The sequence below is a fragment of the Micromonospora sp. WMMD964 genome, from assembly GCF_029581455.1.
Lineage (GTDB): Bacteria > Actinomycetota > Actinomycetes > Mycobacteriales > Micromonosporaceae > Micromonospora.
In genome coordinates this window covers 5806867-5820822 of sequence record NZ_CP120860.1, presented here as the reverse complement: position 1 = coordinate 5820822, position 13956 = coordinate 5806867, and the positions used below count along the sequence as shown (strand labels likewise).

Sequence of the window (13956 nt, the reverse complement as noted above, 5' to 3'; positions counted from 1 at the left end):
GCGAGCCCACCGGGTCGAGGCCGTCGAACCGACGCCAGACCCCGAGGTGGTACGCGCGAACACCTGACCCGCGCACGGCGAAGGGCCGGGCCCCGTGGTGGGGTCCGGCCCTTCGGGTGTGTCTACCGGCTTAGCTGGTGGCGTAGCCGCGGGTGGCGATCCAGTCGGCGAGGTGCTCGACGGTGATCTGGTAGGAGGCCTGGGTGGGGTCGGCGGAGTCGGCGATGGTGACGGTGTCGCCGTTGTCGCGGTAGCCGACGACGCTGATGTAGTGCCCACCCTCGTAGGAGTGGCTCACCCCGTCGGTGTCGGTGCTGGTGCCGGCGATGTTCGCGACCACGGCCCGGCCGTCGTCGACGGTGCGGACGATGTCGGCGCGCAGCTGGTCGGTCTGCTTCGCATCAGCGTCCGGGCTGGAGATCTCCACCGAACGGTACGCGTCGTTCTTACCGGTCTCCTTGTTCAGCACCGGGGTGATGTCGTTGATCGAGTTCGTGCCCGCCTCGGTGGTGCCCATCTCCTTGGCCATCGCGTCCACGTTGATGTCCTTACCCTGCACACTCAACGCGTTACGGGTGGCTGCCGGGCCGCAGTAGTAGAAGTTCGGCTGCGCCTCGTAGCGCACACCCAACTCCCGCTCACCACTCTTACGGTCCTGGGTCTGGGCGCTCGGCTTCGCGGTACTCGGGGCCGCGAACGCGGTCGTGACGGGACCGGCGATCGCACCACCGGTGAACGCGAGACCAGCAGCGGTCAGAGCAGTCCTACGAATCAGATCGGTACGCATGACAGCGTGCTCCTCTGCATCGGGGGTGGTGTGCACGGCACGCCCGGGGGGGTGGACGTGCCGCACGTACAAGGGGGAAGGTCACGGCAACGTCGGCGATCCAGGGGACCTGCTCGAACGTTGCGGAGGATGTAACCGGGGCGGCCTGGCGGATGTTCCCGGCGGCCGCCGCGCCCCACGACCCGAGAGTCGCGGTGGCGTGCCAGGTATAACGACCCCGCCCGGCCGCCGATTCCGCCCCCGGGGTGGCCCCGACCACGGGACATCACCGCACACAACCGGCTGAACCACACGAACGGCCGACCGCCGAACCGGACATTCGACGCTACGGGACGTCGCGGCTGATCAGGTGCCAAACGATCTGAGCCTGCCGCTCAGGGTCACGTACCTGGTCCACGACGCGCCGCCACCAGGCAACATCTAGGCTCTGACCGAGAAGGGTGGATCATGGACGCTGCAATGTGCCGGGCTCTGGTTCCTGCCCCGTCGGGGGTCGGCCGATGAGCGCAGTGGCATTCCTGAACATCTCCATGCACGGGCACATCAACCCGACATTGCCCGTTGTGGGCGAGCTTGTTCGTCGCGGTCACTCCGTCACCTACCACACGACGCCGGTCTACGCCGAGGAGATCAAAGCCACCGGGGCGCGGGTGCTCCTCTACCCCGGGGACGACGTACCGCTCTCCGGCCCGCCGACGCCCGTCACGGTGATGGAGCAGCTAGCGCGTACCGCCGTACGCGTGCTGCCCGCCGTGCTGACCGACCTGCGGGGCACCCGACCCGACGTGATCGTGCACGACTCCCTCTGCCCGTGGGGGCCGGTGGCCGCCCGGGAACTCGGCGTTCCGCCCGCGTCGTCGTTCACCACCTTCGCCTTCAACCGGCACGTGCCCAGCCCAACCCGCGGCTCCTGGAAGCTGCTCAGCGCGGCGGCGGCCCTTCCCCGTCCCACCATGGGGTACCTGCGGTCGCGCTGGGAGCTGCGCCGGCGGTACGACACAGGCGCGTTACCCCTGATCGACCTGGCCAACATTCGTCAGCCGCTCAACCTGGTCTACACCTCGCGGGCGTTCCACCCCGAGGCGGACAGTTTCGACGAGTCCTACCAGTTCGTCGGACCGAGCATCGGTGCCCGCCCAGCAGACTCGTCGTTTCCGGACGATCGACTGCGGGACCCGGTGATGTACGCCTCGATGGGCACGGTGTTCGACGCCCCGCAGCTGCTGCGCACCTTCGCCGCCGCGCTCGCCCCACTGGGTGGCACGGTGATCATCTCCACCGGACACACCGAACCCGCCGCGCTTGGCCCGCTGCCGGACAACGTGCTCGCCTACCGTTCCGTACCGCAGCTGGAGGTGCTGGCCCGCGCAACGCTGTTCATCACCCACGGCGGAGTGAACAGCGTCAACGAAGCTCTGTACGCCGGCACCCCGATGCTGGTGGTCCCGCAGGGCGCTGACCAACTGCTGGTGGCTTCCCGCATCGTCGAGCTCGGTGCCGGCCTGTCGATCCGCACCGAGGATGTCACGGTGGAGGTGATGCGCGCCCTCGCTGGGCGCCTGCTCGACGAGAGTCGATTCCAGGCCGCCGCGAGCACCCTGCAGGTCGCCCAGCGCCAGGCAGGCGGCTACGCCCGTGCCGCCGACGTGCTCGAGCACTTCATGCAGCAGACCGGTTCGGTCACCCAGCCGGGCTCCGTCAATCTGCCACCACCGAGCTGACGATGTCTCCATTCGTCGTCATCCTGCTGCTCGTCGCCGGGCTGTCCGAGGCCGCCGGGCGTCTCCTGCCGGTGGTGGCTCGCCTGTCCGGCGTGTCGCGCGCGAGGGTGGTCAGTCTGTTGCTGGCGGGCGCGATCGTCGACGGTGCGGTGTTCGCACTCTGGCCGCTGTCCGCCTGGGCCGTTGCCGGTCTGGTACTGCCCACCGCACCCTCCGGCGAGGCCGCACTGGTCTGGACACCTGGCCTGGCCGCTCCGCTGGTGCTCGCCGGCGTCCTCGCGTTCCCGCTGCTCGGGCCACTGCTGCACCTGTTGCTCATGGTGGGCGTGGGGGCCGGCCTCGCCGGTGCACTCGCCACAGTCGCCGACGTTGGCTGGTGGGAGGCCGCCGGCTGCGTAGCGGTCGCGGGTGTCGGGCTCGGCGTCTCCGTCGAGGCCGTCCGCCGCCTTGTCGTGAAGCTCAACAGCAGAAGAGCACCGGAGCCGGTCGCGTGATCGGACTGGCGCTCTTGCTGCTGCTCGGAGGGCTCGGACTGGTGCTGATCGCCGAGGCGTTGCTCGCCCGCTACGAGGTGCTGGTCTACGCCGCAGGATGGCGCACGCCCACCATCTCCCGCCCCGACGGGATGTCCTACGCCCGCGGGGCGGATCCGGACCGCCCCCCGGACGCCTACCTGGTCTACCTGGACGGCATCGGGAAACGCCGTTTCCACGACACCCGCGACGGTGGCCGACTGGTCAAGAGCCTCATCGACCGGGCGCCGGAGCTCCGGGTACTGGGCCAGGTGCAGCCCTACTCCCCGCTGGCCGTGCCGCTCGCCGACCGGCCGGTCTGGACCTGGCTGCGCCGCCACATCGGGCTGCTGCTGTTCCTACACAACGTGATGCAGATCTTCGTCGCCGCCGACCGCCGATACCGTCCCCTGTACAACCGGGCCGTCGGCGCGCAGATCGCCACCGAGCTCCACGTCGCCGGTTACCGGCCGGACAGCGGCATACCCGTGGTGCTGCTCAGCTACAGCGGTGGTGCCCAGGTCGCCAGCGGTGCGGTGAACGAACTGTGGTCCCAACTGCGCACCCCGCTCTGGCTGATCACTCTCGGCGGTTTCCACAACGGGGCCAACGACATCACCCATGCCCAGCACCTCTACCGACTCACCAGCGCCGGCGACTGGATCGAGCGGGTCGGCACCTGGATCTTCCCGCAGCGGTGGCGGCTGTTCCGCTGGAGCGGTTGGAACCGGGCCGACCGCGAAGGGAAGATCAGCGTGCATCGGCTCGACCCGGCCACGCACATCGGTCCGCGCAGCTACATCGCCCCTGAGGCACGCATGCCGGATGGCCGCAGTCACCTCGACCGGACCACCGACACCGTGCTCGCGCTGATCCGGGACAGCCTCCGCCGGAATGCGGAGACCGACGGCCCGCTGCCCTGAACGCTCACACGTCAGCCTTCAAGCCCGCCTGCTGATCCGCCTCGCTCTGAGTGAGCCCGGAGATCTGGAGCACCTGGCTGACGACGACGCGCAGTTGCGAGACGACGACCGCCCCGGAGGACCCGACACCCTCGGCGCAGGCCTCGTTGATGTCGGTGATCACCTGTAGCGCCCGCTCCCGCGCGCGGTCCGGCTCCCGTCCGGCCAGGAAGTCCCGGTGCAGAAGCCTGAACGCCTGGCCGAAGTGCTCGATCGCTGTGGAAAGGCCGGCCGGTAGCCTCTCCCCGGCGTGCAGTGCCGACAGCGCCCACTGCACCATCTCGCGGCTGCTGGTGTAGGCGAGTTCAAGGTGCTCGGCCGCCCGCGAATACCGACGCATGATGCCCAGCCGTCCCCTGCGCCACGGTGAGAGGACCGCGACTTCGCATGCCGCGGCGACCACGTCGGCCATGTTGCGTCGGTCCGCCTCTGCCGCACGCAGTCGCTGCAGGGCATCCTCGGCCTGCCGCGCGTCGCGGTGCGCCAGCGCGTTGGCGGTAGCTGTCATCTCCCGGGCGATGGCGTTGACTGTCGGGCCGGCGGCGCGGTGCACGATCCGCACCGGATTGAGCGGCAGGATCAGCAAGGCCACCACGATGGCAACCACGACACCGACCAGCGCATTCGACGTCCGTGGAACGGCCAGGTCCGGCCGGTCCGGAGACACTGTTCCGAGCAGGACGGCGGTGCTGCCCGCCTGCACCATGACGGCTCCGGTGCCGCGAAAGACGGCGGCCGCCGAGATGGCCAGTGCCACGACCACGCCGGTCTGTATGGGTCCCACCCCGATGAACCGTATGAGCCCGTTTCCGACCAGCACCCCGAGGACCACCCCGGCGAGAAGTTCCAGAGTTCGACGGGCCCGGTTGCCGATGGCCGCCGCGATCGTCCCGACCGCCGCGGCGGGTGCGAACAGCGGCTGCGGGTTGTGCAGCACGTCGTTGGCGATGAACCAGGCCAGACCCGCGGCCACGCCCGCCTGCACCGCGAGGATGAGGTAGGTGCGAAGCCGTTCATAGGCCTCCCGGCCCTCGCGCAGCGCACTCTCCGCCGGTCGGGCACCCCGACGTCTGCTACGCATCTCGCACCCCTGCCATCGTCCGGCTGTCTTCCGATCGTCGTACGACGGGGAACGTCGGGTGCGAGAGATCCCCGATCTGATGACCGTGGCTGAGGAGTCGAAGGAGTGTCGGCCGTCCGGCATCCCGCTCACCCGCATCGGCCAACCCTGCGGGGTCGCCGCCCGGAACGAATGCGTCGATGCCGGCCAGGACCGGTGGGATGTCCTGGCCGGCCCGGGTCAGCACCGGTGGCACGCCCCTGCCGGAGCTGAGGCTCCGACCAGCAGGAACCGAGGGTCGACCTCCCGACCGGGGGAGGGCGAGAAGGATCCGACGATGATCTACAAGGGGCGGTCGGTCAGGCCGGGTCGGCGGGCTTCGCGGCGTCGCCGGCCTGGGCGTGCCGCTCCAGCAGTCGCTGCCGGATCTCCTCCGGGGTGTACGCGCGTCGGCGTCGTTCGGCCCGCGCGACGACCACGCCGGAGGCTGCGACGCCGGCGAGGCCAGCCAACCCGAGAACCTTCCACCACCGCATTCGTTGCGCCATCGGCCTAGGCTAGTCCCTCATGAGCATCAGCCTGGATGAGGCCGTCGAGTTGACCCGCACCGGCGACGTGTGGGTGTTTCGGGGTCGCAGCGTGCCGGACCGGGCGATCCAGTTCACCACCAACAGCCCGGTCAACCACGTCGGGATGGCGGTGGTGCTGGACGACATGCCGCCGCTGATGTGGCATGCGGAGTTGGGCAGGTCGTTGCCGGATCTGTGGTCGGGTACGCACCAGCGTGGCGTCCAGTTGCACGACCTGCGGGACGCGGTCTCCGTGTGGGCGAACCGGTACGGGCAGCGGGCCTGGCTGCGGCAGCTCGATCCGCCGGCCGACGGGGAGATGGAACGGGCGGTACTGCGGACGATCGCGCGGTTGGACGGCACCCCGTTCCCGTCTACCGCTCAGTTGGCGTGGCGGTGGGTGCGTGGCCGGGTGCCGACGCTGCCGCGCCCCGGCCGCCCCGCACTCCGATCGACCCCGGCCGGCTCGGCGGGGGAGCGGGACCGGGCGCTGGAGACGGCGTACTGCGCCGAGGTGGTCGCGGTGACCTACGAGGCGATGGGGTTGCTGCCGGCGGGCCGGCGTCCTAACTGGTACGACCCGGGACGGTTCTGGAGTGGTGACGACCTGGGTCTGGCCGCCGGTGCCCAGCTGGGCTCGGAGATCGAGGTGCGGGTGCCGCCGCGTTGAGGTTTGACCTGGGCGGTGACCGGCAATTGCTGTGGCCGTGAACGCCTCCACGGATCTCGACACGCTGGCCGACTTCTTCGACCGGTACGGTGCGGCGCTGACGTCCGGCGACCTGCCGGCGATCGCGGGCTGTTACGCCCTTCCGGGTCTGGTGGTGGCCGACACCTACAGCTTCTCCTTCACGTCCCCGGCGGCTGTGGCGCTGTCCTTCGTGGGGGCCGCACCGGACTACCAGGATCGGGAGCTGATCGCGGCGCACGCCCGGATCGAGGATGTGCAGGCGGTGTCCGCGCTGTTGACGATGGTCGCGGTGGAGTGGGAGTTCCTGGACAGTCAGGGGCAGGCGGTGCCGGGGGAGCGGTACCGCTACCTGCTGCGGATCTCGGACGAGGGGCCGGTGATCTGCACCGTCGTCCGGACGGCCTGATCGAGCGGGACCGTCCGCCGGGTCGGACCGTTTTCCGTTGGGCGTCGGCTGGTCGGCCCGATCCCTACCCGCCCGGTTTCCGCGCGGGGCGGTGCTGGCTACGCTGTCGCGTCGGTGGGGACGAGGGGAGACCTGATGGCGGTGCGGCCGGATGGCGCGGCAGGGTCACGGGCGGCTCGACTGTTGGCGTCGGTGCCGTGGATCGTGGTGCTGTGCGGTGTGTGCGCGCTGGTGGTGCTGCTGGTGGTGGCGCTGCTGTCCTTCCGGACCAGGGAGCGGGAGGCCGTACCGCAGGGTGCCCCTCCGGTGATCGTGCCGACCGTGCCGGCTGCCGCGTCGGCGACGGGTGGGCCGACTCCGGCCGGTGTGGAGCGGCGCTCGGTGTCGCCGCGGCCGTCGCGCAGCAGTCGGACGCCGTCGCCACGGCCCACCGTGACCGGCGCTCCGACGCCGGGACGGACGAGCGCTCCGCTGGTGTCGGCGTCCTCGGCGGGTGCGACGGTCACCGCCCGGTACCAGGTCGGCACGGACGGCTGGGACGGGGACGCGGCGGTGTTGTCGATCGCGAACGAGTCGAGCCGGTCGGTGGACTGGTCGGTGGAGTTGACGTTCGACGACGACCTGTGGGCGTTGCGCCTCAGCGACGACTCGGGGATTTCGGTGCGGGGTCGTGGGAACGGCGAGTTCGTGTTGCGGGGGACCCGTTCGCTGGAGCCGGGTGGTTCGCGGACGGTGCGGTTGCGCGTGGGGTGGGGTGAGTCCGCGCAGCGGCCGGAGCGGTGCACCATCAACGGGGTCGACTGTCGGCTCGGCTGAGCGGACGTCAAGCGGTCCCGGCGCTTTCCGGTGCGGCCGCCGATCGCTACGCTGCCCGGACGGTCCGCTGAGGGAGGTACATGTCCGGCATGCGTCGCGCCCCGCGACTGACGCCCGGCCCGGCCGCGATCGTGTCGTCGCCCTGGGTCGTGGTGGGCGCTGGGGTGGTCGTGATGGTCGTTCTGCTCGTCATGACCCTGAGTGCGTACCGGGGGCGTAGCCCGGCACCGGACGGTGCGTCGGCCCCGCCGGCGTTGCCGCTGCCGTCGGCGGAGGCGGCGCCGAGCCGACCCACGCCGGTGGCCTCGCCGGCGCCGGTGATGCCGGGGTTGTCCGGGCGCGCGAGCGGGCTGCCGCCGGGTGCCGTGACGGGTTCGCCGTCGCCGTCGGTCGCCCCTCCGGTCAGCCCGCCCGGTCAGCCGGTGGTGACGCGGTCGCCGAGTCGTGCGCCGCAGGGTCAGCCGGCGGTCAGTGGGCGGTACCGGGTGGTGCAGAGCTTCGACGGCGGCTTCATCGGCGAGGTGGCGATGGTCAACGCGTCCGCCCAGAGCCGTGGCTGGACGGTCCGGCTGGAGTTCTCCGGTGGGCGGCTGGTGACCGCCTGGGTGGAGGGTGTGCCACAGGGGACGGTCCGGCAGTTCGACGGCGGTTTCACGTATGTCAGTGGGGTGGACGTGCGGCCCGGCGGGTCGGTGTCGTTGCGGTTCCACATGGAGCGGGCGTTCAGCACGCCGCGGTCGTGCACTGTCGACGGGGTGCGCTGCGGCGGCTTCTGAACGGCACTTCCGCAAGAACATGCTCGGTTACGACCATGTTTGCAAGGCATTGCAGAATGTTTCGGCAAGGGTTAGCGTGCGGCCATTCAGCGACCAGAGGAAGGCGTCGATGAAACAGCCGCCGATACCGCGCACCACCCTGGCCCTCGTCTCCCTGCTCACCGTGACGCTCGTCGGCACCTCGGTCGCCGTGCCCCCGGCCGCCACCGCGGCCCCTCGCCCCTCCGGGGCCGTCCCGCTCGGCGGTGCCACCCAGTGGACCAGCGAACCCACCGCCGAGGCGCTGGTGAAGGCCGGCGGCGGCTCCGCGCGGGCCGAACAGTTCTACTTCGTCCTGCCGGACCGGTTCGCCAACGGAGACTCCCGCAACGACCGGGGTGGCCTGACCGGTGACCGGCTGCGGACCGGGTTCGACCCGACCGACAAGGGCTTCTACCACGGCGGTGACCTCAAGGGTGTCATCGACAGGCTGGACTACATCCAGGGGTTGGGCACCACCGCCATCTGGCTCGCCCCGATCTTCAAGAACCGACCGGTGCAGGGCTCCGGCGATGACATCTCGGCCGGCTACCACGGTTACTGGATCACCGACTTCACCCAGGTCGACCCGCACTTCGGCACGATGGCGGAGATGAAGCGGCTGGTCCGGCTCGCCCACCAGCGCGGCATCAAGATCTACCTCGACGTGATCGTCAATCACACCGCCGACGTCATCAAGTACGCCGAGGGCTCCTACGCGTACGTCGACAAGGCGGCCTCGCCGTACACGGACGTGCGGGGGCAGGCGTTCGAGGACCGTAACCACGCCGACGGCAGCCGTGCGTTCCCGCCGGTCGACGAAACGTCATTCCCGTACACGCCGACGTTCGACGAGCCGACGGACGCCACCGTCAAGGTCCCGGCCTGGCTGAACGACGTCACCATGTACCACAACCGGGGTGACTCCACCTTCGCGGGTGAGAACAGCGAGTACGGCGACTTCTTCGGTCTCGACGACCTGTGGACCGAGCGGCCCGAGGTGGTCCGGGGGATGACCGAGGCGTACGGGGACTGGATCGGCGCCACCGGCGTCGACGGGTTCCGGCTGGACACCGTGAAGCACGTCAACATGGACTTCTGGCCGCAGTTCAGCCAGGGCATCGAGCGGGCCGCCGAAAAGGCCGGCAAGAAGGACTTCTTCATGTTCGGCGAGGTGTACAGCGCCGACCCGGAGATCAGCTCCCGCTATGTCCGGCAGGGCAAGCTGCCGGCGACCCTCGACTTCGCGTTCCAGGAGGCCGCCCGCGGCTACACAGCCGGTGCGGGCTCGGCGAAGGCGCTCGCCGACGTGTACGCCCGCGACGACCTCTACGCCGCCCGGAACACCGACGCGGGACGGCTGCCCACCTTCCTCGGCAACCACGACATGGGCCGGATCGGGTCGTTCGTCGCCACCGGTGGCACCGACCCGGCCAGTCACCTGCGCCGGGACCAGCTCGCACACCAGTTGATGTTCCTGACGCGTGGCCAACCGGTGGTCTACTCCGGTGACGAGCAGGGCTTCACCGGGCCCGGCGGGGACAAGGACGCCCGGCAGGACATGTTCGCCTCGAAGGTGCCCGACTACCTCGACGACGACCTGCTCGGCACCGACCGCACCCATGCCGCCGACCAGTTCGACACCGGCCACCCGCTGTACCGGACCATCGCCGAGCTGGGGCGGTTGCGCCAGGCCCACCCGGCGCTGCGCGACGGTGTGCAGGTCACCCGGTACGCCGCCGACGGCCCGGGTGTCTTCGCCGCCTCCCGGGTCGCCCCCGCCGACCGGATCGAGTACGTGGTGGCGGTGAACAACGCCGACACCGCGCAGACTGTCACCGTGGACACCTGGTCGGCCGGCGCCACCTTCACCGGCATCTACGGCGACACCGGCCGTGCCACGGCGAACGCCGACGGCAGGCTGACCCTCACCGTGCCGCCGCTGTCGGCTGTGGTGCACCGGGCGGGCACCCCCGTCGCACGGCCGACCGCCGCGCCGCGCATCGCTCTCACCACCCCGGACGCGCCGGTCGCCACCCGGGTTGCGGTGACCGCCCAGGTGACCGGTGACCCGCTCTCCACGGTCACCGTCGCCGCCCGGGTCGCGGGCGGTCGGTGGACGTTGCTGGGCAGCGCCGACCGCGCACCGTACACGGTGCAGCACGACCTGACCGGCCTGGCCGGCGGCACCCGGGTCGAGTACAAGGCGGTGGTCCGCGACGGTCGGGGTCGCACCGCGACCGCCCGGTCCACCGCCACCGTCGGCACGCCGCCGCAGGGCGGGTCCCGGGAGTGGGCGGTGGTGCACTACCAACGCCCCACCGGCGGGTACGACGACTGGGGGTTGTACGCGTGGGGTGACATCGACCCGGCGTACGTCACCGAGTGGCCCGAGGGGCAGCCGTTCGCCGGGGAGGACTCCTACGGCCGGTTCGCCTGGGTGAAGCTCAAGCCGGGCGCGACGTCGGTGGGTTTCGTGGTGGTCGACGAGGACGGAAACAAGGACGTCGCCCAGGACCGCAGCATCGACGTCACCGCCACCGGTGAGGTCTGGCTCAAGCAGGGCGACCCGACGGTCTACCCGACCCGGCAGGCGGCCACCGGTGAACCGGACCCGCCGGCCGAGGAGGACACCGCGGTGATCCACTACCGGAGGGCCGACGGCGACCACGACGGCTGGGGTCTGCACGTGTGGGACGGCGCGGCCGACCCGACCGACTGGTCCGCGCCGCTGACACCCATCAGGACTGACGCGTTCGGCGCGGTGTTCCGGGTGCCGCTGGCGGCCGGAGCGACCGGGCTGAACTACATCATCCACCAGGGCGACACCAAGGACCTGCCCGACGACCAGCGGCTCGACTTCACCAGCGCGGGCCGGGAGGTGTGGCTGCTCGCCGCCACACCGGGCCGGTTGCTGCCGCAGACGGCGACCAGCGCCGGTGGGGACACCGACATCACCCGGCAGAAGGCGCACTGGATCGACAGGTCCACCGTGGCGTGGCAGACCCCGCCGACCGACGGCAAGACGTACGCGCTGGTCGTCGCACCCGAGGGCGGGATCGGTGTGGCCGACGGGGAGTTGACCGGGGCGTACACCACCCTGCCGTTGCGGGCGCAGCGCAACGGGCTCACCGAGGCCCAGCGCATGGCGTTTCCGCACCTGTGGTCGTACCGCAGCTTCACGCTGGACCGGCGCGACCTGGCCAAGGTCCCGGCGGCGCTGCGGGGGCAGGTGCTGGTGACCGAACGCGACGCCTCGGGGGCCCTGCTCGCGGCGACCGGCGTGCAGATCCCCGGCGTGCTCGACGACGTGTACTCCCGGGCCACCGACGCCACCCTCGGACCGAGCTTCGACGGCCGGACGCCGAGCCTCGCGGTGTGGGCGCCGACCGCGCGGGCGGTGACGTTGCAGCTGTTCGACTCGCCGACCGCCACACCGAAGGCGGTGCCGATGCGCCGCGACGACCGTACCGGCGTCTGGTCCGCGCGTGGCGACCGGAGCTGGACCGGCAGGTACTACCGCTACCAGGTGCGGGCGTGGCAGCCGGCGGCGCAGAAGATGGTCACCGCGTCGGTGACCGACCCGTACTCGGTGGCCCTCGCCGCGGACTCCACGCACAGCCTGCTGGTCGACCTGAACGACGCGGCGCTGGCCCCGCCGGGCTGGCGGACGCTGCGCAAACCTCCACCGGTGCCACCGGCGAAGGCGCAGGTATCCGAGCTGTCGGTACGGGACTTCTCCATCGCCGACGAGACCGTGCCGGCCGAGCGTCGGGGAACGTTCCTCGCCTTCACCGACCCGAGAACCGCCGGGATGACCCACCTGAAGGCGCTCGGCGACGCGGGCGTCACCCACCTGCACCTGCTGCCGGCGTTCGACTTCGCGACGATCCCGGAGAAGCGGGCCGACCAGCGGCAGCCGACCTGCGACCTGGCGGCGCTCCCGCCGGACTCCGCGGAGCAGCAGAAGTGCGTGGCGGCGGTCGCCGATACCGACGGCTACAACTGGGGGTACGACCCGCTGCACTACACGGTGCCCGAGGGCGGTTACGCCGTCGACCCGGTCGGCGCGGCGCGGACCACCGAGTTCCGGCGGATGGTCGCCGGGCTGAACGGCGCGGGTCTGCGGGTGGTCATGGACGTGGTCTACAACCACACGGCGGCGGCCGGAACCGACACCAAATCGGTGCTCGACCAGGTGGTGCCCGGCTACTACCACCGGCTGCTGGACGACGGTACGGTGACCGACTCCACCTGCTGCGCCAACACCGCTCCCGAGCACGCCATGATGGGCAAACTGGTCATCGACTCGCTGGTGACCTGGGCCCGGCAGTACAAGGTGGACGGTTTCCGGTTCGACCTGATGGGTCACCACCCGAAGGCGAACATCCTGGCCGTACGCCGAGCACTGGACCGACTGACCGTCGCCCGCGACGGGGTGGACGGCAGGTCGATCCTGCTCTACGGGGAGGGCTGGAACTTCGGCGAGGTCGCCGACGACGCGCGCTTCGTCCAGGCCACCCAGGCGAACATGGCCGGCACCGGCATCGGGACCTTCAACGACCGGCTCCGCGACGCGGTTCGCGGCGGTGGACCGTTCGACAGCAACCCGCGCGCCCAGGGCTTCGCCTCCGGGCTCTACACCGACCCGAACGGCGACGAGGTCAACGGGTCGCCGGCCGAGCAGAAGGCGCGCCTGCTGCGCGCCCACGACCTGATCAAGGTGGGTCTGACCGGCAACCTGCGCGACTACCGCTTCACCGACACCGCCGGACGGCAGGTCACCGCGGCGCAGGTGGACTACAACGGCTCCCCGGCCGGCTACACCGCCGCGCCGGGGGAGGCGGTCACCTACGTCGACGCGCACGACAACGAGATCCTGTACGACGCGCTGGCGTACAAACTGCCGCAGGCCACCTCGGCGACCGACCGTTCCCGGATGCAGGTGCTGGCACTCGGCACCGTGGTGCTCGGTCAGGGCACCGGGTTCGTCACCGCCGGGACCGAGCGGTTGCGGTCGAAGTCGCTGGACCGCAACTCGTACAACTCCGGTGACTGGTTCAACCAGATCCGGTGGGGCTGTGAACGGGGCAACGGGTTCGGTGCCGGTCTGCCGCCCGCGCCGGACAACGAGGACAAGTGGCCGTACGCGAAGCCGCTGCTGGCGGACCCGGCCTTGGTGCCCGACTGCGCGGCGATCGACACCACCGACGCCCGGTACGCCGAGCTGCTGCGCATCCGGGCGTCGTCGCCGGTGTTCGGGCTGGCCACCGCCGAGCAGGTCCAGCGACGGGTGGCGTTCCCGCTGTCCGGGGCGCAGGAGACGCCGGGCGTGCTGACCATGACGTTGGACGCCCGCGGGCTGGGCGGACAGTGGACGTCGATCACCGTCGTCTTCAACGCCACCCCGAAGACGGCCACGCAGACGCTGACCGGTCTGCGTGGGGCGGATGTGGCACTGCACCCGGTGCTCGTCGACTCGGCCGACCCGGTGCTGCGTACGGCCTCGTTCGACCGGTCCGCCGGGACGTTCACCGTCCCGGCGCGCAGCGTGGCGGTCTTCGTCCAGAGGTGACACGGAACCGGCCCCCTCCCGCTGGTGCGGAAGGGGGCCGGCTCGTTGGTGCTCTGCTATCTC

11 protein-coding genes are annotated in these 13956 nt (G+C 71.0%); 8 read left to right on the top strand and 3 right to left on the bottom strand.

Annotation, left to right across the window (positions count from 1 at the left end):
* Positions 1-130: 130 nt before the first annotated feature.
* Positions 131-787 carry a C39 family peptidase gene (locus tag O7616_RS26465; RefSeq protein ID WP_282304491.1) on the bottom strand — a complete coding sequence of 219 codons (657 nt, stop codon included), beginning with the start codon at positions 785-787 and terminating at the stop codon, positions 131-133.
* Between the two features lie 500 nt (positions 788-1287).
* Here O7616_RS26465 and O7616_RS26460 point away from each other — a divergent pair, with 500 nt between their 5' ends.
* The 3 genes from O7616_RS26460 to O7616_RS26450 are packed head-to-tail and all read left to right on the top strand — an operon-like array spanning position 1288 to position 3943.
* The gene (locus O7616_RS26460; protein ID WP_282304490.1) at positions 1288-2508 is read left to right on the top strand and encodes a macrolide family glycosyltransferase; all 1221 of its coding nucleotides are present in this window, start codon (positions 1288-1290) and stop codon (positions 2506-2508) included.
* A 2-nt stretch (positions 2509-2510) separates the two neighbouring features.
* Positions 2511-3002 carry a hypothetical protein gene (locus tag O7616_RS26455; protein WP_282304489.1) on the top strand — a complete coding sequence of 164 codons (492 nt, stop codon included), beginning with the start codon at positions 2511-2513 and terminating at the stop codon, positions 3000-3002.
* Positions 2999-3943, top strand: coding sequence for a hypothetical protein (locus O7616_RS26450; protein WP_282304488.1), 945 nt, complete (start codon positions 2999-3001; stop codon positions 3941-3943). The genes O7616_RS26455 and O7616_RS26450 overlap by 4 nt, the downstream gene beginning before the upstream one ends.
* 4 nt (positions 3944-3947) lie before the next feature.
* On the opposite strand, the gene O7616_RS26445 is transcribed toward O7616_RS26450, so the two are convergent.
* Together O7616_RS26445 and O7616_RS26440 are read right to left on the bottom strand one after the other, a co-directional pair.
* Entirely contained in the window at positions 3948-5063 is a 1116-nt protein-coding gene (locus O7616_RS26445) for an FUSC family protein (protein ID WP_282304487.1), read from the bottom strand.
* Positions 5064-5401: 338 nt separating this feature from the next.
* Positions 5402-5590 (bottom strand): hypothetical protein, encoded by a 189-nt coding sequence (locus O7616_RS26440; protein WP_282307813.1) that lies wholly within the window; start codon positions 5588-5590, stop codon positions 5402-5404.
* 19 nt (positions 5591-5609) lie between these two features.
* Here O7616_RS26440 and O7616_RS26435 point away from each other — a divergent pair, with 19 nt between their 5' ends.
* The 5 genes from O7616_RS26435 to pulA all read left to right on the top strand — a co-directional run bounded on the left by O7616_RS26435 (position 5610) and on the right by pulA (position 13893).
* Positions 5610-6281, top strand: a complete 672-nt coding sequence (locus tag O7616_RS26435; protein ID WP_282304486.1) for a hypothetical protein — start codon at positions 5610-5612, stop codon at positions 6279-6281.
* Between the two features lie 37 nt (positions 6282-6318).
* Positions 6319-6708, top strand: a complete 390-nt coding sequence (locus tag O7616_RS26430; protein WP_282257867.1) for a hypothetical protein — start codon at positions 6319-6321, stop codon at positions 6706-6708.
* A gap of 135 nt (positions 6709-6843) precedes the next feature.
* Positions 6844-7524 carry a hypothetical protein gene (locus tag O7616_RS26425; protein WP_282304485.1) on the top strand — a complete coding sequence of 227 codons (681 nt, stop codon included), beginning with the start codon at positions 6844-6846 and terminating at the stop codon, positions 7522-7524.
* A gap of 80 nt (positions 7525-7604) precedes the next feature.
* The gene (locus O7616_RS26420) at positions 7605-8300 is read left to right on the top strand and encodes a cellulose binding domain-containing protein (RefSeq protein ID WP_282304484.1); all 696 of its coding nucleotides are present in this window, start codon (positions 7605-7607) and stop codon (positions 8298-8300) included.
* Between the two features lie 109 nt (positions 8301-8409).
* The gene (gene pulA, locus O7616_RS26415) at positions 8410-13893 is read left to right on the top strand and encodes a pullulanase-type alpha-1,6-glucosidase (RefSeq protein WP_282304483.1); all 5484 of its coding nucleotides are present in this window, start codon (positions 8410-8412) and stop codon (positions 13891-13893) included.
* The last annotated feature ends 63 nt before the right edge of the window (positions 13894-13956 follow it).